The organism is Porphyromonas bennonis DSM 23058 = JCM 16335 (genome assembly GCF_000375645.1).
Taxonomy (GTDB): Bacteria; Bacteroidota; Bacteroidia; order Bacteroidales; family Porphyromonadaceae; genus Porphyromonas_A; species Porphyromonas_A bennonis.
The window spans coordinates 1-19,666 of record NZ_AQWR01000034.1 but is presented as its reverse complement, the minus strand read 5'-3'; the positions used below and the strand labels follow the sequence as shown (position 1 = coordinate 19,666).

Annotated in this window: 15 protein-coding genes; 2 read left to right on the top strand and 13 right to left on the bottom strand. The window is 56.9% G+C overall.

The window, feature by feature from the left end; genetic code table 11:
• Nucleotides 1-211 precede the first annotated feature (211 nt).
• From B088_RS06475 to B088_RS06415, 13 genes are all read right to left on the bottom strand, one after another.
• A complete protein-coding gene (locus B088_RS06475) occupies nucleotides 212-1,783 on the bottom strand; it encodes a THUMP domain-containing class I SAM-dependent RNA methyltransferase (protein ID WP_018107609.1) in 1,572 nt (523 codons plus the stop codon).
• Between the two features lie 233 nt (nucleotides 1,784-2,016).
• Nucleotides 2,017-2,772 carry a triose-phosphate isomerase gene (tpiA, locus tag B088_RS06470; RefSeq protein WP_026170536.1) on the bottom strand — a complete coding sequence of 252 codons (756 nt, stop codon included), beginning with the start codon at nucleotides 2,770-2,772 and terminating at the stop codon, nucleotides 2,017-2,019.
• Nucleotides 2,773-2,781: 9 nt separating this feature from the next.
• Nucleotides 2,782-3,969: a BT_3928 family protein gene (locus tag B088_RS06465; protein ID WP_018107607.1), complete on the bottom strand. Its 1,188-nt coding sequence runs from the start codon at nucleotides 3,967-3,969 to the stop codon at nucleotides 2,782-2,784.
• Between the two features lie 13 nt (nucleotides 3,970-3,982).
• Nucleotides 3,983-4,573 (bottom strand): DUF1599 domain-containing protein, encoded by a 591-nt coding sequence (locus B088_RS06460; protein ID WP_018107606.1) that lies wholly within the window; start codon nucleotides 4,571-4,573, stop codon nucleotides 3,983-3,985.
• On the bottom strand, nucleotides 4,570-5,307 hold the full coding sequence (pepE, locus tag B088_RS06455; protein WP_018107605.1) for a dipeptidase PepE: 738 nt from the start codon (nucleotides 5,305-5,307) through the stop codon (nucleotides 4,570-4,572). The genes B088_RS06460 and pepE overlap by 4 nt, the downstream gene beginning before the upstream one ends.
• A 58-nt stretch (nucleotides 5,308-5,365) precedes the next feature.
• Complete coding sequence (locus B088_RS06450; RefSeq protein WP_018107604.1) at nucleotides 5,366-6,739, bottom strand: MATE family efflux transporter; 1,374 nt, start codon at nucleotides 6,737-6,739, stop codon at nucleotides 5,366-5,368.
• Nucleotides 6,740-6,989: 250 nt separating this feature from the next.
• Nucleotides 6,990-7,253: a hypothetical protein gene (locus B088_RS06445; protein ID WP_155802347.1), complete on the bottom strand. Its 264-nt coding sequence runs from the start codon at nucleotides 7,251-7,253 to the stop codon at nucleotides 6,990-6,992.
• Nucleotides 7,254-7,452: 199 nt separating this feature from the next.
• A complete protein-coding gene (gene nadA / locus B088_RS06440) occupies nucleotides 7,453-8,382 on the bottom strand; it encodes a quinolinate synthase NadA (RefSeq protein ID WP_025082063.1) in 930 nt (309 codons plus the stop codon).
• Nucleotides 8,382-9,266, bottom strand: a complete 885-nt coding sequence (gene nadC, locus B088_RS06435) for a carboxylating nicotinate-nucleotide diphosphorylase (RefSeq protein ID WP_018107601.1) — start codon at nucleotides 9,264-9,266, stop codon at nucleotides 8,382-8,384. Before nadC ends, nadA begins: the two co-directional genes overlap by 1 nt.
• Before the next feature lie 39 nt (nucleotides 9,267-9,305).
• Nucleotides 9,306-10,898, bottom strand: a complete 1,593-nt coding sequence (nadB, locus tag B088_RS06430) for an L-aspartate oxidase (RefSeq protein ID WP_018107600.1) — start codon at nucleotides 10,896-10,898, stop codon at nucleotides 9,306-9,308.
• 149 nt (nucleotides 10,899-11,047) lie between these two features.
• On the bottom strand, nucleotides 11,048-13,189 hold the full coding sequence (locus tag B088_RS06425) for a M3 family metallopeptidase (protein ID WP_038973986.1): 2,142 nt from the start codon (nucleotides 13,187-13,189) through the stop codon (nucleotides 11,048-11,050).
• A gap of 395 nt (nucleotides 13,190-13,584) precedes the next feature.
• Nucleotides 13,585-15,360, bottom strand: coding sequence for a RagB/SusD family nutrient uptake outer membrane protein (locus B088_RS06420; protein WP_025082062.1), 1,776 nt, complete (start codon nucleotides 15,358-15,360; stop codon nucleotides 13,585-13,587).
• Nucleotides 15,361-15,382: 22 nt separating this feature from the next.
• Nucleotides 15,383-18,544: a SusC/RagA family TonB-linked outer membrane protein gene (locus B088_RS06415; protein WP_245546732.1), complete on the bottom strand. Its 3,162-nt coding sequence runs from the start codon at nucleotides 18,542-18,544 to the stop codon at nucleotides 15,383-15,385.
• Between the two features lie 513 nt (nucleotides 18,545-19,057).
• On the opposite strand from B088_RS06415, the gene B088_RS08830 reads away from it, so the two are divergent.
• Both B088_RS08830 and B088_RS06410 read left to right on the top strand, forming a co-directional pair.
• The gene (locus B088_RS08830; protein WP_025082061.1) at nucleotides 19,058-19,321 is read left to right on the top strand and encodes a transposase family protein; all 264 of its coding nucleotides are present in this window, start codon (nucleotides 19,058-19,060) and stop codon (nucleotides 19,319-19,321) included.
• Between the two features lie 67 nt (nucleotides 19,322-19,388).
• On the top strand, nucleotides 19,389-19,666 hold a 278-nt coding region (locus B088_RS06410), incomplete at its 3' end, for a transposase (protein WP_026170533.1).

Below are 19,666 nucleotides of genomic sequence, written 5' to 3'. Positions count from 1 at the left end.
CCGCTTCGCGGATGACCGATGCCTATGGAGCGAGCACCCTTCGGGTGCCTCACGGATAAGCCCTCTAGGTATATGATTACCCCAATGCTCAAATGCGTCACCCCGGTCTCCGGATCCATGGCATAATCAATGGAGAGAAAAAAGAGTAGGAGGAAAGCCGTCTGCTTTCCTCCTACTCTTTTTTACCCATATGGAGGGTCCCCCTCCTGTCTTACTCCTCCGAGTCCTCCCTATGGCGACGCGGTCTGAAGACGCGGGGACGCTCCTCCCGATCATCATAGCGGCGCGGTCGGCGCGGCTTCCGATCGTCATCCAGCCTTGCTCTGAAGGCAGGCTGTCTGTCGTCCCTTCGGTCACTGCGACGGTGACGGGGTCCATCCTCACCTGCCTGGCGCTCGAAGCGACGCGGACGCTCCTCCGAGTCTCCATGATCACCCGCAGGACGCTTACTGTACGGCTTGCCGCCCCGGTGCGGACGGTGCTCCCGGTCGCTATCGAAGGTGCGACCGTCCTTGCGGTAGCCGGTCATCGACCGACGGAAGTCCTCCTGCTCGCGGTAGAAAGAGCCTCGCTCCTCCACCGGAGTCAGCTCCCCCGCATCGGACAGCTCCTGGAGATGCTCGTCACGCTTGCCGGCGAAGAGCTCATACCCACGCAGTTCGCACGGTAGTGAGCCGTTATACAGCTCCTGCCTCACCGACTGCTTCAGACCCACCGCATCGAAGCCCTCCTGCCCGGACGAGATGATCCACGCCTTCCATCCAGAGAAAGCGTGCTTAAGCGTCGAGCCGATAGAGCCATACAGCCCCTCTACCGACTCAGGCCGCATACGCTCCCCATAGGGCGGATTCATCACGATGATCCCGGTGTCGGCAGGTCGATTGTCGAGTGTGTAGTCATCTATCGGGCAGACATTGAGGTCAATATACTTCTGCACGCCGGCTCGCTGGATATTGGCCCGGGCGATGGCGATCGCCTTAGGATTAATGTCCGAGCCGTAGATCTTATGCTTCGGCTCCACCTCATCCCACTCCTCAAGCACCTCGTCCAGGAGCGACTGATCGAAGTCCAGCCACCGCTCAAAGGCAAAGTGGTCTCTGAAGATGCCCGGCGGCACGTGAGCCGCCATGAGCGCCGCCTCAGTCAGGAACGTCCCCGAGCCGCACATCGGATCGAGGAGGACGCAGCTGTCATCCCACCCGGCACGCATCAGGATCCCCGCCGCCAGCACCTCGCTGATCGGCGCCGGGCCCTGCGCCACCCGGTAGCCCCGCTTATGGAGCGACTCGCCGGAGGAGTCGAGCGCCAGCGTCACCACCGTATCGGCGATATGGACGTGGAAGCGCACATCCGGATCCATCACCGCTACATTGGGACGACGGTCGGCACGCTCACGGAAGAAGTCCGACACCGCATCCTTGGCTCTATAGGCGACAAACTTGCTGTGCGTGAAGACATCCGAGTAGACCACGGTGTCGAAAGCAAAGGAGCTATTTGGCTCCAAGAAGTCTCCCCAGTTCACATCATTATGCAGATGCTTATACAGCTCGTCCGCATTTGTGGCCTCAAACTGATCGATCGGGACCAACACCCTCAGAGCGGTGCGCAGATGGACATTGGCCTTGTAGAGAAGGCGCTTATCGCCCTTAAAAGCAACCATACGACGCCCCGGCATAATATCAGACGCGCCCAGGGTCTCCAGCTCTTTACAGAGGATATCCTCCAGACCCGCCATCGTCTTGGCGAGCATGTCGAAGGTGCCCTCGGTATGACTTACACTCATCAAAAAAGTATTCTTTGTTTATTGTCCGACAAAGGTACGAAGAATAAGACCGCTGCAAAACGCCCCCGCCCCCATCATGCCCCGTAATCGCGTACCCACCATCCGGGCAGAGTACAGGAGGAATACCGACTGAGTCCATAGCCACAAAAAAAGGACCCCGGGTGGGGTCCTATAGTGGGTGTCTGTCGGGAGACCCGCAGAGGGGTGCGACAGTTATTGTGAGAGGTGCTGTATCAGAAGGCCTCTACGATCGGGAGGAACTTCTCTGCAGAGAGAGAGGCACCGCCGATCAGTCCGCCATCGACATTGGGCTTGGCGAAGAGCTCAGGTGCATTCTTACCATTGCAGGAGCCGCCGTAGAGGATCGAGGTCTCCTCAGCGATCTCCTTGCCGTAGCGGTCGGCGATGGTCTGGCGGATGAACTTGAGCATCTCCTCTGCCTGCTCGCTCGTGGCGGTCTCGCCGGTACCGATCGCCCAGATCGGCTCGTAGGCGATGACGACGCTGCGGAACTCGTCCTCGCTGAGATTGAAGATCCCGTCCTCGAGCTCCTTGCGGACAACGTCAAACTGCCGTCCGTCCTTGCGCTCCTCGAGGTCCTCTCCGCAGCAGAAGATCACCTGCAGTCCGTTGTCGAGGGCCTGCGCCACCTTGGCGACCAGGGTCTCGGAGTCCTCGCCGTAGTACTGACGGCGCTCGCTGTGGCCGAGGATGACTGCCTTGGCTCCGGTGCTGGCTACCATGGCTGCGGAGACCTCGCCGGTGTAGGCGCCCTTGGGCTCGGTGGCGCAATTCTCTGCTGCCACGATAATGTCGGTGCCCTTGACCGCCTCAGCGACAGCGCAGAGGTGGGTAAAGGGGACGCCGAGGACGACGTCGCACTTGCGGTCCACGCCCTCGAGAGCCTGGCGAACACTCTTCGCAAGCTCAATGCCCTCGGGGACGGTAGTATTCATCTTCCAGTTGGCAGCTGCAATTTTCTTTCTCATAATCAATCTTTACTCTGTTGGTATGCTTGTTAGTTGTGGATGTCTGAATAGGTGGGAGAGGAAGTGCCGGTCCTGCACGGCGAAGCGTAGACTCACGTAGGAGAGCTTGTCGGAGAGGACGCCATCGTGAATGACGACCAGCCCGGGATTGCTCCGTATGAGGGTCTGCGCCATCTTGAGATCCATAAAGAGAACCCTCCCATAGCGGCGGATCAGGTCGATCCGGGGATGACTCTCAAGGCGGTCAAGCGGCGAAGTGACGACCAGCGTCACCGGGTGATGAGCGCGCTGCTGGAGCTCCAGCCCGAGCCGGAGCTGCTCCTCGCTCATCCGATCGATGTCGTAGGTGATGTAGAGGAGTGCCTGGGCATCGGTGGCTGCGAGACGGTGTCCCACCTCCTCGCCTTGTGCGTCCAGCAGGATCAGGTCCGCCTCGCTCTCCCGCTCGCGGGCCGGCTTGGCAGCGAGCTCCTCGTAGCGGACATAGGTCCAGGTGGAGTCGACAGTCGCCAGCTCTTCAGTCGTGAGCGCTCGCTCCTCCCCGCCTCGCTCGTAGATGTAGCGCATGCCGTCATCCGCCGGGCGGTCATAGAAGTGGCTGATCGGTGTGCCGACCTTGTAGGGACGGAAGTCGATCGTCGGCAGGTAGAGAAGTGGGTAGATATTGAAGACGATAAGCACCAGCGCCAGCGCTGCTCCCGTGATCACCTGCGCCCTCTGACTCCGCAGGGCGTAGAGGGCATCCCAGTGGCGGACCAGGAGGATAAGGAGCAGGAGGAGAACCACGTTTTTCCAGAATGTGGCCCCATTGCTGATCTTGAGGGCATCACCAAAGCAACCGCAGTCAGCGACAGGATTGGCGATGTAGATGTAGAGCGTCAGGCAGGTCATCGGCACCATTAGGATAAGCGTCGCGATGGGCGTCCAGCGGCGACCGATACCAAGTAGGAGGAAGGTGCCAAGTAGCGCCTCGAGGACATTGAGCCCCACTGCCAGGTAGGTGGCGAGCGACAGGTCGACGGACATCCCCCAGAGACCGAGGTACTCCATGATCTTGAGTCCGGTGCCCATGGGGTCGATCCCCTTGGTGCAGCCGGAGAAGATGAAGAAAAGCCCCACCACGACCTGCACGAGACGGACAATAAGGGTCAGTCCCGGAGAGGTGGCAGGGCGGTGGTCGGAGTAGCGGTGACGCATGGCTGGTGGGCTATTAGTACATCGGGTCGGTCCCCTCGTCGATGCGGATGATGGCGAAGGCGGCGTAGTTGCACATGTCGAGGTAATTGGCATCGATGCCCTCGCTCACGCTCACTTCGCCACGATGGTCCTCGATCTGCTTGGTGCGGAAGATCTTCTGCAGGATGATGTCGGTGATCGAGGAGATACGCATGGATCGCCACGCCTCGCCGTAGTCGTGATTCTTATCCAGCATGAGCTCCTTGGCGCGCTTGGCGTAGCTGTCGTACCAGCTGAGGAGCAGCTGGGGATCAACCCGGCTGTCATCGGCGTATCCGTGCTCCAGCTGCACCATCCCCATGAGGGAGTAATTGAAGATCCCGATAAACTCGCCCCTGATCCCGTCCTCGACACGCTGGACACCCAGCTCCTGGATAGAGCGGATGCGCTGCGCCTTGATCAGGATCTGGTCCGTGACAGCCGACGGGCGCATGACCCGCCAGGAGGCACCGTAGTCGTCAAACTTTCGGAGGAAGAGACCACGGCACTCCTTCAGTACCGCATCGTACTGGCAGGCGGTGTCACGGGGGCTCACCTCGGGTCTAAGGCTGGCTCCTTCACTCATTTCTCCTCCTCTCGAGAGGGTTCCTCGAGGAGGAAGGAGAAGTCGCCCGTAGGCATCATCTCCTGAGTCTCCTCGCCTCCGTGGTAGATGCGGACATTATTCTCCCCATGCACCTCGATCTCGTCGCCCTGGATGAGGAAGCGACTGCCCTCACGCAGTCCGGCAACGAAGATATCCGGATTCTGCGTGATAAACTCGACGATGCGGAAGTCCCTCGTCTCGCCTCCATGACCCTCGGGGGACTTGTCGAGGTAGTGAGGATTGATCTGGAAGGGGATAAGCCCGAGTGTGCGGAAGCTCTCCGGCTCAGCGATAGGCATATCATTGGTCGTCATCAGCGTAGGGCAAGCGACATTGGACCCTGCACTCCAGCCGGAGTAAGGGATCCCAAGGCTGACGGCCTCACGGATCGGCTCCATCAACCCGAGGCGCTGCATCGTGGCGGTCAGCACCCAGGTATTACCTCCACCGACGAGGATGGCGGTCGCCTTCTTGATCGCAGCCACGGGGTCGTCATAGGTGTGCAGCCCGTGGACCTTGATCCCAAAGGGCTCAAGCGCCTTATTGACCTTGCTGACATACTCATCGTAGGAGTAGGTGATGGCGGCGTAGGGCACGAGGATCACTTCCTCACGATCGGCCTCGGTGAGGAAGTCATTGAGATCGGGGCCGGCTTTCTCCAAGTAGCTCTCGCCGGGAGAGGCTGAGTTGCTGATCAGTAGTAATCGTCTCATAGGTCTATCTGTATTGTCTGATTAGTTGTTATGCAAATTTACCCATTTATCTTTGCCCTCACACGAGATGCACCCCGCGCCACTTCTCAGAGCGCATGAAGAGGTAGCTCCGGACGGCGACGATGCCGAAGTAGATCACCTCCACCGTGAAGCAGACGGCGATCGGCGCACGGAGCAGGTAGACCATCGCCACCGCATAGAGGAGGTAAAAGATATTCCCCGACAGCTCGATGCGGAAGACCTTCTGCGTCGACCCCACTCCGCCGACGGCGTGGAAGTACATATTCCCCACACTCGCCACTACAAAGGCGAGGCAGAGCACCCGCATCGATGGTACGGCAGCGGTGATCAGCATCGGATCATCGGTGAATACTCGCAGGACAGTGGAGGCAAAGATAGCGACCAGCACCGCCAGTACTGCCGCCGTGCCGAGGGAGAGACAGCTCGCCCGATGCAGGTAGGGTGCGATCTCGTCCGCAGCATCGGCACCCATCAGCTGTCCTGTAGTGGTACGGACAGCGGTGCCGTAAGAGATGATCGGGATGAAGAGGACGTTGTAGACGCTTCGCGAGATCGAGGCGACACCAAGGGACATCTCCCCGAGGCTCTCGAGCATGAAGAAGAAGAGCGTCCAGACGCTCTGCGACATCAGCGCCTGCAGCATCAGGAAGTAAGAGATGTGGAGCAGCGAGCGTGCCACAGTCCCATCCCAGCGCAGCATATCCCGCAGGTCCATACCGTACTTCCTGAGATCCACACGGGTGCGTATGTAGAGGAGGTAAAAGATGAGGGACGCCCCCTCGGCGCAGACGCTGGCGATGGCGGCCCCCCTGACCCCCAGAGCCGGCAGCCCGAGGTTACCGAAGATCAGCGCCCAGTCGAGGACGATATTCACGACCGACATCACGAGAGAGTTGTAGGTCAGCACCTTCGTCTCCCCTATCCCGACGAAGAAGGACCGCATCGAGGAGGAGATAAAGATAAAGATGAAGCCGAGCATCCGGTAGTCCCAGTACTCCAGCGCAGCCGCTCCCACCGCCTTACTCGTAAGGAGTGTGCCGAAAGCCCATCGCCCTATCGGCATCGCGAGCACGATCGCCAGGATCGCTGCGCCGAGGAGCATCATGATGCTATTGCCGAGGACGTTACCGATCGAGCGGTACTGCCCGGCGCCATACTTGTGACTGATGATGATCTGTGTGCCGGAGGCGAGGCCGAAGCCGACGGTAAAGATGCTAAAGTAGACCAGCGCAGCGATCGAAGCGCCACCCAGCTCTATCACGCCGAGACGCCCGAGGAAAGCGGTGTCGATGACGCCGATCAGATTTTGCGCCATCAGAGAGATGACCACCGGTCCGGAGAGCCGGAGGAGCCTCTTCAGCGAGGTGTCGGGGACCTCTCTCCGGAGTAGTGTCTCTGAGTCTGCCTGCATAGATCTTCTTTTTCTTCCTCACAAAGGTACACATTATTGTCAGCGCACCCGTCGTGTCGTGAGTAAGCCACCCAAATAGTCCATTAGCAAAGTGACTGAGTACGAGAGCAGAGCACCCCCACCCTACAGAGTGATTTCTTTTACCGGTAATAGTGAAAACTAATACCGGTATTAGTCATCACTATTACCGGTATTAGTTCGATCGCTTACTTACCCAACGTGGAAGCCTCCCCGACCGAGCCCGTAGGAGCTACCGGACAGTGATGAGGAAGGAGGCGACGCCTACGAGTGCAGCCATCAGCAGGACGGTGAGGAGAACCGATCCCAAGGAGAGCTCCCAGCCTCGCTTTTTTCCCAAGAAGAAGTAGACCGGTCCGACAATAACGATCGGCAGGGTGATGGCGATCAGATCCACGACACTACTCTCCCCGAGCAGGTATCGGCTCGCCAGCATCAGCAACACCGCTGAGCCGAGTATCACTACAAATGGCATCGTATGGATTGGCTTTTTCATAAGTTTCTCTTCCTCACTCATTCGATGGTAGCATTTATTTTACGCGTATTACTCTGTCAATAGTATAAACCACTAATCGGCTGATTCAATGGACTCAACAATATGTTATTTTTTCGTTTCCGGCTTTGGCCGGTTTTCGTTTCCGATATTGGCCGGTTTTCGTTTCCGACTTTGGCCGAGGGGGCTCGGAGAGGACCGATCAGCTCATCTCGAGCATGCGACGGATCGGGACGATCGCTCGCTCACGGACATCATCGAGCACCTTCACCTCATACTGGTCGTGGAGGAGACTCTCGTAGACGTCCTGGAGACTGATGAGCTTCATCGTACGGCAGTGCTTCTCGGGGATCATGCTGACGAAGGTGTGCTGCGGGTAACGCCGCTCCAGCTCGGTCATGATGCCGATCTCAGTACCGATGCAGAAGGTGTGCGGCTCAGCAAAGGCAGCGGGACGCTTGAGGATCGCTGCTGTGGAGCCGAAGAGGATCCGAGGATTGTCCTGATAGTCCCTCTCTCGGGCGACAGGGGACTCGGGGTGGATCAGCAGCTCCGCGTCGGGGTACTCCGTGAGGAACTGCTCCACTGCGATGCGATTGACCACCTCGTGGACCACACAGCAGCCGTCCCAGATCTCCATCTCGCGCCCGGTCTTGGAGCGAATGTAATTGCCGAGGTTGCGGTCGGGGCAGAAGAGTATCGGGCGGTCCTCAGGGAGCTTGCTGACGATGTCGAGGGCATTGGAAGAGGTGACGCAGTAGTCGGTCTCCGCCTTGACGTCAGCGGTGGTATTGACATAGCTGACCACAAGTCCGTCGGGGTGCTTCTCCTTCCACTCCCTCAGGTCAGAGCCCTTGATCGCCGAGGCGAGTGTGCAGCCGGCGTAGCGGACCGGCAGGAGCACCTTCTTATCCGGAGAGATGATCGAGGCGGTCTCGGCCATAAACTTTACTCCACAGAAGACAATCACCTCCGCATCGGTCCGTCCCGCCTCCTGAGAGAGCTGAAGGGAGTCACCGAGTAGGTCCGCGGCGCGCTGCACCTCTGCCGTCTGGTAGAAGTGCGAGAGGATCACCGCGTTTTTCTCCTTCTTAAGTCGCTTGATCTCGCTGTAGAGCTGTTCCTGAGTCATCATTTTCTGTCTGAGGTTCCCTTTTCCTTGTGTCCAAAGTTCATACTGATATCGAGCGCCCTCACGGAGTGAGTCAGAGCGCCGACACTGATATAGTCGACACCGCACTCAGCGATGGCGCGGATCGTCTGGGCGGAGACGTTTCCGGATGCCTCAGTCCTGGCACGTCCGTCGATGAGGCGAACCGCCTCGGTCATCATCTCGGTGGACATATTATCCAGCATGATGATGTCGGCACCGACCCGTGCCGCCTCCTCCACCTGCTCGAGGGTCTCCGTCTCCACCTCGATCTTGATGGAGAGCGGGAGGGATCGCCGAGCCGACTCCACGGCGGCGGTGATGCTGCCGGCGAGCTTGATGTGGTTATCCTTGAGGAGGCACATGTCGTAGAGACCGTGACGGTGGTTGTATCCGCCGCCGTGACGAACCGCCATCTTATCGGTCAGACGGTGTCCGGGGAGGGTCTTTCGAGTATCGAGGACGTGAGCCCGAGTGCCCTCGCAGAGCTTGGCCAGCTCGGCCGTAGCGGTGGCGATGCCGCTCATGCGCTGGAGGAAATTGAGCATCGTCCGCTCCGCACCGAGGAGGGTGCGGAAGCTGCAGCGTATCCGGATCAGGTCCTGCCCCCGGGTAATGCGATCTCCGTCCGAGACCAGCGGCTCGAAGTCCACCTCTTCCTCCAGATCAGCAGCCGTCTCTATCAGTCGACGAGCCACCTCGATACCGGAGATGATGCCGTCCGCCTTAGCGGTGATAAATGCAGTCTGCAGATCCTCCCTCGGGATGATCGAGAGGGTGGCGAGGTCGTGCGAGACCCCATCCTCGTCGAGGGCGAGGTCGATGAGACGATCTAAGTTCTCCTCCTCTATGTCGTATGGATTCATGATTGTGCTATAGTATGATGATAAAAAAATGACTCGCTCTTACTCCTCAGCGACCGGCTCTTGACGAATGGTGTCGTCTCGGTCGATGAGCGTGTGGAAGACGCTACCCTGCGGCTTCGTCGCAGTGAAGTCCTCCCGGTAGTGGCAGCCACGCGACTCCTCTCGGGAGAGAGCGGAGCGGGCGATCAGCGTGGAGAGATGCAGCCTCCGCAGCGTCATCAGCGCATAGACATTCTCCCCCACAAGAGGTCGGATACGCTCCTCCTCAGCACCCAGCTGCATGATCAGTCGCCGGAGCTCGTCCCCGCGACGGATGATGCCGCAGTAGGCGGTCATCAGCCGGGCACACTTCTCCTCGATCGGCTTCCCCTCCACTCGGTACCACTCGATAGATCTGTCAAGATCCCAGACCGGTGTAGTCTCATCCGGCATATCTGTCAGGTCGATCGGATCTCCCTCGGCTCTCTCCGCCACGCGCTTGCCGTAGACAAGGCACTCGATGAGAGAGTTGGAGGCTAAGCGATTGGCACCCATGACGCCGGTGCTTGCCGCCTCGCCCACAGCGTAGAGGCCAGGTAGAGAAGTGTGTCCCTCCAGGTCGGTTGCTATGCCACCCACGGTGTAGTGCGCCGCCGGCGCCACCGGGATCTCCTGCGTGATGTCGATGCCAAGAGAGTCGAGGTAGGCGGTGATGGTGGGGAAGCGGTGTCGGATCCGGTCCGGGTCCAGGTGGCTCAGTGAGAGGCGGACGTGCGAGGCACCGCTCTTCTTCATCTCGCGGAAGATCTCCCGCGCCACCACGTCCCGCGGTGCAAGGTCTGCCAGGGGGTGACGCCCTTTCATAAAGGGTTGGTCCTGATCATTGAGCAGGATCGCCCCCTCTCCCCGCACCGCCTCGCTGATCAGGAAGGCGTGATCCGTCTCCGTGTATAGTCCGGTGGGATGAAACTGGATAAACTCCATGTCTCGCAGCTCCGCCCCAGCCTCATGAGCGAGAGCGCAGCCGTCACCAAGGGCTGTGGGAGGATTGGTGGTGGGGCTGAAGAGTGCACCACACCCGCCCGTAGCCAGGATGACACTCCCGGCGAGGAAAGGCTCGATCCGGTGCGCCTCCTTATCATAGACTCTGATCCCCCGACAGCGGCCCTCTCGGACGATCAGCTCAAGTGCCTCATGGTGCTCAAAGAGGGTAATCGCCTCCAGCGCCCTCACCTGCCCGATCATAAAGTCTGAGATCCGATGTCCTGTGTCATCTCCCCCTGCATGGAGGATCCGGTGGTGGTGATGTCCCCCCTCCAGTCCGAGAGCGGTCCGCCCATCGGGGTCCTTGTCGAAGTCCATCCCCATACCGACCACCTCACGGATCCGCGCCGGCGCCTCCTCCGTGAGGACGCGCACGGCATCCGGGTCATTGAGATAGACACCGGCGACGATCGTATCGTCGTAGTGCTCATCGGTGGTGTCCCCCGGGGCGCTGACGGCAGCTATGCCGCCCTGTGCGTGGTAGGAGTTACTGTCCTCTACCGCCCCCTGGGCGATCAGGGCAACAGAGCCGCGTCGGGAGAGATGGTAGGCAGAGTATAGGCCTGCGAGGCCGCCGCCGACGACGACAAAGTCAAAAAGCCGCTTCATTATATTACGGTACTGGTTATACTCTCTACAAATGTAACTCTTTTGTAGCGGACTACATAAGGCTGATCCCTGCTGCTGGGCGTAGGAGAGCTCAAGGGCTGCGGCGCAGAGGTGCGTCACAGCCCTTGAGTCATAGATGGGGTATTACCTTACTTGATGCCTCGTGCGGGAAGGAGAGCAGAGGCGTCCGGGTGCTCCATACCGGTGAAGCTGGTGAAGGCCTTGTTCAGATCCACGGTGCGACCCTTGGAGAGGATCTTGTCGCGGAAGTCCTGAGCGACAGCCTGATTGAGCCAGCCCTCACGCTCGAAGCGCTGAGCGATATTGACTGCCAGCACCTCAGTCCAGAGGTAGCTGTAGTAGCCGGAGGCGTAGCCGCCGCCCCAGACGTGGCTGAAGTAGGTCTGGAAGTAGCGGGGCACGATGGACTGCCAGAGCAGTCCCAGCTCCTGACGACGGTTGAGATCCCACTGAGCGGCATCAGCGTCTGCAGGCACCTGATCCGGTGTGAGCATATGCCACTGGATGTCCATCGTGGAGGCGATCAGGTTCTCTCCGAGAGAGTATGCAGCGAGGTACTGGACAGACTGAAGCATCTTCTCCTTCAGCGCCTTAGGCATCGGCTCACCTGTCTCGTAGTGACGAGCATAGTTGTCAAAGATCTCCGGTACAGTGGCGAAGTACTCGTTGAACTGGCTCGGCATCTCGACGAAGTCACGCGGGGTATTGGTCCCGGAGATGGTGCGGTACTTATTATTCGAGAGGAAGCCATGGAGGGAGTGACCAAACTCATGGAACATCGTGGTTACGTTGTCCCAGGAGATGAGGTTGGGCTGACCCTCGGGAGCCTTCGGATAATTGCAGCAGTTGTAGATCACCGGCTTCGTGCCGTCGAAGGTGCTCTGGGTGACAAACTCGTCCATCCAGGCGCCGGGAGCCTTGGTATCGCGGTGGAAGTAGTCGCAGTAGAAGAGACCGAGGTCGCTACCGTCCTTATCCTTTACCGTAAATACATGGACATCGTCGGCATAGACAGGGAGGTCAAAGCGCTCCTCGAAGGTGAGACCATAAGCGCGCTCAGCGGCGTAGAAGACGCCATTGCGCAGCACGGAGTCGATCTCGAAGTAAGGGAGCACGTCTGCATCGCTGAAGTGGAAGCGATCCTCCTTCATCTTAGCGGAATAGTATACGACATCCCAGGGCTGGAGGGTAAAGTCGCTGCCCTCAGTCTTGCGGGCAAAGTCCTGGATCGATGCCATCTCTGCCTCAGCCTTGGGGACAAAGGACTCCTTGAGCTGAGTTAGGAAGTCATTGGCAGCCTGCTCGGTGCCGGCCATCTGGTAATTGAGTGAGTAGCTGGCGTAGTCGGGGAAGCCGAGGAGCTGAGCCTTGCGAGCGCGAAGCTTGGCGATCTCGGTGATCAGAGGCCAGGTATTGGCACCACTGACACCCTCGCCGTCGGCACGATGGATGGAGGCGTTGTAGACCTTCTCCCTCATGGCGCGGTTATTCAGCGATGCCATGATCGGCTGCTGGGTAGTATTGGTCAGCACGAGGGCGTAGGTAGCCTTCTTGCCACGCTGCTCTGCATCAGAGCGCGCCTGAGCCAGCTGAGACTCGCTCAGACCATCGAGCTCAGCCTCATCGTCCGTCCAGACGGTCTGAGCGGCCAGGGCATCGACGATGACGCGGCCAAACTCAGTCGTCAGCTCAGAGAGACGGGAGCTGATCTCCTTATACTCCTCGCGGCTCTCCTCAGGGAGGGCAGCACCGTTTTTCTCAAATCCCTTGTAAGTATACTCCAGCAGGGCACGATCCTCACCCTGGAGCTGATCCAGCTGCGTGTCGTAGACCGTCTTGATGCGGTCGAAGAGCTTCTGATTGAGATTAAGCTCATTATCCCAGTCGGTCAGCATCTTGGATGCCTCCGTCTCGATCTCGCGACGAGCATCTGTGCCGTCAGCGGAGACCAGCTTGAAGAAGACGCTGCTGACGCGACCCAGCATGGCGCCACTCTTCTCGAGCGGGATGATCGTATTCTCAAAGGTAGGCGCCTCCTTATTGTCGGTGATCGCCTTGATCTCCTCGCGCTGGAGGCGGATCCCCTCCTTAAATGCGGGGATGAAGTCCTCATCCTGGATATTGGCGAAGTCGGGTGCCTGGAAGGGCAGCGTGCTCGCCTCAAGGAAGGGGTTGTCTGTCAGAGGCTTCTCCTTCTTGGAGTCGCATCCGGTAATGCCTATCAGGCTCATACATGCAATGCCTGCTAAGAGGGTTACAATTTTTTTCATACGAAATCGTATTGATAAGGTGTTACTATCCACTCGGTACTGGTGCCGTGATCGCACCATCACCCACAAATATAGCCATTTCTGCTAAAAGAATAAAAAAGCCGCCCCCCTCGATGGTACAGAAACCCATCGGGCGAGACACCCTCTGAGGATCGCACCTCTGACGCTAGCTGACCGTGAGATGCTCCTATCATGACTGACCGGACGATGCATGGTGCTGCAAAGGTACCACCGCGGCGGGGGGCAAGGTCTCGTAGAGTCTCCTATTGTCTCCTCACTGTACTAACCATCTCCTATATGCACCTCAGCCGTCTCACCGCCCAGAAACAAAGCAAGAGGAGACACACCATAACTTTTGGTGTGTCTCCTCTCTTTGTGTCTATACTTATGGTAGATCAATAGCCGTCGTTTTGATCATCCTTAAGGAGCGGATTGACGTCTATGGCTGTCTGAGGAATAGGATAGAGCATCATGCGCTTATCCCACTTCATAGTCAGCACGGTCTCGCCATCAGGACGAACGACAGGCACGTTATTCATATACTTCTCAGCATACTCATTGCCGTAACGTCGGATGTCATCCAGCCTGAAGCCCTCACCGGCAAGCTCTATGCGTCTCTCATTTCGGATCAGCTCAAGAGCCTCTTCCTGAGATAGGGACACCGGTACGTGCGGCATACCGACGCGATCCCGGAGGCGATCAAGTGCCGCTCTCGCCCGGTCGTCGTAGCCGGTATTGAGTGTGTGAGCCTCTGCAAAAGTCAGGAGCATCTCTGCAAAGCGAATGGAGGGATAATTGGCCTCACTCGTCGGATACGCACCCCAGAGCATCGTCCCGGTAGACTTCGCCACCATCTTGATGAAGTTGTAGCCGGTAGTGGACTCGTTGTTCTGTGCGGGCATCCAGCGGTAGATGAAGCTGGAGCCTGCATCAGTATCCGCTACTCTATGGAAGTGGAAGAGGATGGATGCGTAGAGTCTCGGATCTCTGTTGCGGAACTCATTGAAGAAGTCCTGATCCAAGTACTTCCCGTTAGATACCAGCTGATTGGCAAACTTAGTAAAGTCCGACTCACCAGACTTCTCGAAGAGCTTCGTGACAGCTTCCCAATTCTTAGCTCTCTGAGCAGGTGTAATATCTATGCGGGCTGGCTTACCATCTGCAGTCCAGTAGGCGTCAATGAGTGTCTGCTGCGGTACGACAGATGACCATCCGTCGACCATCTGAGAGGGTCGCATAGAGGTATAGCGCGTGAGATCCGTATAGTCAGCATTACCGGCCAGATACTCTCTCACCAGGATACACTCAGGGGATCCGGGGCTTACATTCTCCGCATCCCAGATGGAGCGATAGCTGTAGACACCACGGATGAATGCCTCTTCGTCCAGCCCCAGGGCGGCGAAGTCAACCAGCCCTCTCAGCTGCTCCACTTCTGGTGCGGCTGCGGCGGGTATAGCGTCGACCTTGTGGAGATCAAAGGGTCCCTCCATCACCTTGAGTGCAGCCTCCTCAGCCAGCTTGTAGTCGCCGAAATTGAGCGCCGTCCTGGCCAGCATGGCATAGGCGGCATAGCAGGTGAGACGAGACCGCTCCTGGAAGTAACCGCCGGGATAGGACTTAGGGAGCGAAGAGGCCGCTTCGCGCATCTCATCGAGGACAAACTTCCGCACCATGGCGACATCATCCCGCTTGATATCCCTCTCGGTGTACTCAAGACGGTCGGTCAGCAGCGGCACTTTCCCGAAGTCAAGTGTCATACGAGCATAATTCCATGCACGCAGGAGTCGCACCTCGGCGCGTACGCGCTGCTTGAGCTCATCAGTCAGTCCTGACTGATCCAGGTGCTCCAGGACATCATTAGCCCTTCGGACAGATACAAAGTCATACCCCATATCCTGCTGAGAGCTAAGTCCATTGGTCTGGAAGGTAGAGCCTGCACTCTCCCAGGGATAGGGACAGCGCACATCGTCAGAGAAGGTATCGCTGTAGATACCACATCCGGGGATGAGGGCACTGTAGAGGTCGTTGAGGGAGGACCAGACATCCTTGTCAGTCTTCCAGTATGTGTCCGAGCTGACATCTGTAGGGTTGGTCACCGATAGATCACAGGAGGTAAGTCCAAGGCTTCCCAGACCCACCAGCGTGATTAGTGATACTATATATTTCTTCATAATCATTGAACTCAAGAGAGGGTTAAAAAGCCACGTTCACACCCAGAGAGACGGTCTTCTCGCCCAGAGCTGACACTGCACGTCCTGTAGCAGCCTCCGGATCGAAGTCCTTCATACGGTGATCGCCACGGAAGGTAATAAAGTTCTCCAGAGAGAGGAAGATCTTAGCCTGAGAGAGGGTAAGGGTGTCGGTCAGACTCTGTGGCAGGGAGTACCCCAGTGTGATGTTCTTGATCCGGAAGTAATCGGAATTAAAGAGCCAGAAGTCTGAGGCGTACTGATTAAACTTCGCATGCGGATCCGTACGGTCATAGATGCGGGGGTAAACGGCCTGCGGGTTGGGGTTCTCCTTGGTCCAACGCCCAAGGTGATACTCTCTAGGATTGGCGTAGTCAAAGAAAGCGTGTGCCATCTCTGACTCAAAGCTGACCTTAGTACCGGCGATACCCTGACCTGCCACAGTGAGGTCAAAGCCCTTGTAGGCAAGGTAGAGGTTGAGTCCATAAGTAAGCCAGGGGACATCGTTGCCGACAAAGGTACGGTCATCGCCATCAAGCTTCTTATTGTCATTCATATCGACGTACTTGATGTCTCCTGCCTTAGGGGTAATACCGTCGGTGATGTAATTACCCTTATCGATATCCTCCTGAGTCAGGAGTCCATCGGTCTTGTACATGTAGAACTCTCCGATCGAGCGCCCCACCTTCTTGATCCATGCGCCCTCAATGATGGGGTCAGAGTCTCCAAGGTTGAGGATCTCATTCTTATTGATACTCAGGTTACCGCCGAGAGAGTAGTGGAAGTCTCCCACGTGATCTGACCAGGTCAGAGCCGCCTCAAAGCCCTTATTGAGGACCTCTCCGAGGTTCTGACTCGGCTTGCTCTGGAGACCGATCTCCACCGGGATATTGGGCGTAAGGAGGATGTCGGTGGTCAGCTTATTATAGTAGTCCAGAGTCATCGTCAGCCTATTGTCCCAGAGACCGAGGTCGAGTCCAATATCGGTGATCGCAACCTTCTCCCAGGAGAGAGACTCGTTGGCAGGCTTGCTCTCCACGTAACTCCCGGCCACAGTCTGGTCAAATATGTAGGATGATCCCTTACCATAAGTGGAGAGGTAGTCGTAGTTACCTACATTATTGATATTACCCAGCGTACCATAGGAGGCTCTGAGCTTGAGATTATAGATCCAGGAGAAATCCTTCATGAAGTCCTCCTCACTGAGTCTCCAGCCGAGCGAGAAGGAGGGGAACAATGCAGTGCGGTGGTCCTTATGGAAGCGCGATGAAGCATCACTACGCACATTGATCTCAGCGAGATACTTGCTTGCGTAAGCATAGTTGAGTCGTCCGAAGACTGAGAAGAGCTTGGTCTGACTCATCCCTCCATCGACATTCATATTACTGGGTGCATCGGAGCCTGCATGTATGTCCTGGAGATTATTATTAGGGAAGAGCTTCCTCCAGCCGGACACCTCATCGTAGCGGATGTCCTCAAAGGAAGTACCCACCAGAGCACCAAACTCATGCACCTCCCCAAAGGTCTTCCCATAATGAGCGACCAGGTTTGCTATCAGGTGAGTGTGGTCAGAGCGGTAGACGGTCATCTTGCTCTCCGATGCCTCCCTAGAGGTACCGACGATCTCCTCACCGGTGCCAAAGAGCTTAAGCGAGGGGCGTGAGGCGTCATAGCTCTTACTCTGCCCGGTCCTCACATGATACGAGAGATCTCCCGAGACCTTGAGACCCTCTATGGGTGAGATATCTATGCCGGAGGACATCGTCAGGATGCGGGTTCTTGAGTTAGACCAGGACCCATCGTAGACCTCACGGATGGGGTTGAAGTTCATACTGGTCTTGGACGCAGGCTTTCCTGCCTGGATGGTCCCGAAGGATCCATCACTGTGACGACCCACAAACGTAGCGGGGATATTGATAAAGTGGGTATACCCGGGAGTGCCGAGCTTGCGATCGTTGTCGATCTGTATCGCATTAAGACTGCCTCGAAGGGTGAGCCACGACTTGACATCAGTCGTGAAGTTGGCATTTACATTATACCGGTCACTGCTGCGTCCCGGGAGGAAGTGATTATTGCGGACATACCCCAGACCGGTGTAGAAGCGCACCTTCTCACCTCCGGAGACGGAGGCAGAGTGCTGGGTCGTCATAACATTCTTCTGCAGGATCAGATCATACCAGTTACTATTGGGGTACTGATCGGGCTTGCTGCCGTCTCTAAACCATCCGATCTCCTCGTCTGAGAAGACGGGCTTGGCATCGGGATTGGTATTACGCACTGCTTCATTCATAAGCATGGCGTAGTCCCCGGAGGAGACAGTCTTGGGGACATAGGTAGGGTTCTTGAAGCCCACCATACCATTGTAGTGAACCCTTACAGCACCCTTCTCACCGCTCTTCGTGGTCACCAGAACCACTCCATAGGCAGCACGCGAACCGTAGATAGAGGACGAAGCCGCATCCTTAAGGAACGAAATGCTCTCGATGGCATTGGGGTCAAGGTTGGAGAACTCTGCTGCTGTCGAGATAGACCCGTCTATCACGTACAGCGGCTCGGATGATCCGAGATTACCCCTACCGCGGAAGTTGATCGAGGGTGTAGACCCCGGTCGGCTGATGATGGTCACTCCGGGGATGGCTCCCTGCAGTGAGCTAAGCACATTGGCATTTGCGCGGTTATTAATATCCTTGGTGTCGATGGTAGCCACAGAGCCGGTCAGATTGACCTTCTTCTGCGTGCCATATCCGACGACCACCACCTCGTCGAGGAGCTCGTCGTCGGGGAGGAGGGTGATGTGGAGCGCGTCCTTGCTCTGTAGCTTGATGCGCTGAGTCTTGTAGCCGACAAAGGCGACCTCAGCCGTCTGACCGAGCTGCACGCCCGGGAGACGGAAGGCTCCGTCGATGTCGGTCATGGTGCCCTTGGAGGTATTCTCCACGAGGCTGACGCGTGCGCCGATCAGGGGCTCTCCCTGATCATCGACGACGGTACCGGTGAGGACGAATGTGTCGCTCTGGACCTCTGTACGAACCACAGGCAACTCCGCCGGCACGACATCAGCAGCCGCACTAAGTGTCGGAGTTATCAGTAGCGGCAGTGAGAGTACTCCCACCATCCACCGGGGTCGCTCGCACCTCTTGGATGAGGAATGGATTGATTTCTTCATTGCGAGTGTTCTGGCTTGATCTATAAAAGGATACTAATTAGCAGTTACATACAATTGTGTAACTATAATGCAAATATAGATAAAAAATTCCTCTTTGAGCCTAACAATAAAGAACTCATTGGGATACAAATCGGCATCAATCATCAAGAGTTGCACCACTTGTCGGTAGTAAAGTAGGCGGACGAACAAACTGAGTACCTATCCACAGGGGGCTCTGACTTTTATTCATACTCTGCCAATACGACCAGAAATTTTCATCTGGAGCTACCAATTCGTCTTAGCCGAACCGAGAGAGGTACAAAAAGAGCTTCTTCCGATATTCTGCGTGATGAGTGTGTGCGGATGGTCTGGCGTGAAGTGCGGAAGCCGCTATACCCCCCATCTTGCGGGGTGAAATCCACAAGATAATTCGGGGACGTAGTTTATAGTGATGATTACGAACTGTGAAGAACAAAGAAAACTGAAAATCCAGTATAATTGTAAAATGAATGAATGTAACTGCTCACAATTACAATGGATACCAGTTTTCTATACAATGACCTGGGGCTAAAAGGTATAGAGTGTACCGCAACCCACTACAAAGGTAGCGAAATTGTCCTGGATGTCCAGTATGCCAAGCCCATGAGCAGATGCCCTCACCGTGGAGAGTATGGTTGTGTGAAAAACGGCTCGCGACGCCGTAGAATTCAGACCGTTCCGATAGGAAGCACACAGCTTTTCCTGAATATGAAGGTGCAGCGTTACAGGTGCAATAAGTGCGGTCACAATGGGTATTAGAAGGTACGCTTCGTGTCAGGAAATCGCTGCTATATACACAAACTCGCAAAATGAATTCTGGAAGCGTGTGAGGAAAGAGGGCGTCAGCATGCGATACGTCGCTACTGATATGTCCTCCGCTTTTGCAAAGTCTGTACGCGAAAATGCCCCCGATGCCATCTATGTCTTCGACCACTTTCACGTCATCAAACTAATGAACGACACCCTGGGCAAGGTCCGAAGAGAGCTGGTCTCACGAGAGGTAGACCCGGCTAAAAGGAGGCTCATAAAGGGATCTCGGTTTTTACTCCTGGCAAACTCAGAGAACATTGTAAATCATAACGGAATGTCCAAGCTACAATTAGC

Coding starts and splice junctions, on each gene's coding strand:
- B088_RS06460 (WP_018107606.1), bottom strand. CDS start 4,573: ATGAGTGAAGGAGCCAGCCTTAGACCCGAGGTGAGCCCCCGTGACACC.
- tpiA (WP_026170536.1), bottom strand. CDS start 2,772: ATGAGAAAGAAAATTGCAGCTGCCAACTGGAAGATGAATACTACCGTC.
- B088_RS06465 (WP_018107607.1), bottom strand. CDS start 3,969: ATGCGTCACCGCTACTCCGACCACCGCCCTGCCACCTCTCCGGGACTG.
- B088_RS08830 (WP_025082061.1), top strand. CDS start 19,058: ATGGATACCAGTTTTCTATACAATGACCTGGGGCTAAAAGGTATAGAG.
- nadB (WP_018107600.1), bottom strand. CDS start 10,898: ATGAAGCGGCTTTTTGACTTTGTCGTCGTCGGCGGCGGCCTCGCAGGC.
- B088_RS06450 (WP_018107604.1), bottom strand. CDS start 6,739: ATGCAGGCAGACTCAGAGACACTACTCCGGAGAGAGGTCCCCGACACC.
- B088_RS06415 (WP_245546732.1), bottom strand. CDS start 18,544: ATGAAGAAATCAATCCATTCCTCATCCAAGAGGTGCGAGCGACCCCGG.
- B088_RS06475 (WP_018107609.1), bottom strand. CDS start 1,783: ATGAGTGTAAGTCATACCGAGGGCACCTTCGACATGCTCGCCAAGACG.
- nadA (WP_025082063.1), bottom strand. CDS start 8,382: ATGACTCAGGAACAGCTCTACAGCGAGATCAAGCGACTTAAGAAGGAG.
- B088_RS06425 (WP_038973986.1), bottom strand. CDS start 13,189: ATGAAAAAAATTGTAACCCTCTTAGCAGGCATTGCATGTATGAGCCTG.
- B088_RS06445 (WP_155802347.1), bottom strand. CDS start 7,253: ATGAAAAAGCCAATCCATACGATGCCATTTGTAGTGATACTCGGCTCA.
- B088_RS06420 (WP_025082062.1), bottom strand. CDS start 15,360: ATGAAGAAATATATAGTATCACTAATCACGCTGGTGGGTCTGGGAAGC.
- pepE (WP_018107605.1), bottom strand. CDS start 5,307: ATGAGACGATTACTACTGATCAGCAACTCAGCCTCTCCCGGCGAGAGC.
- nadC (WP_018107601.1), bottom strand. CDS start 9,266: ATGAATCCATACGACATAGAGGAGGAGAACTTAGATCGTCTCATCGAC.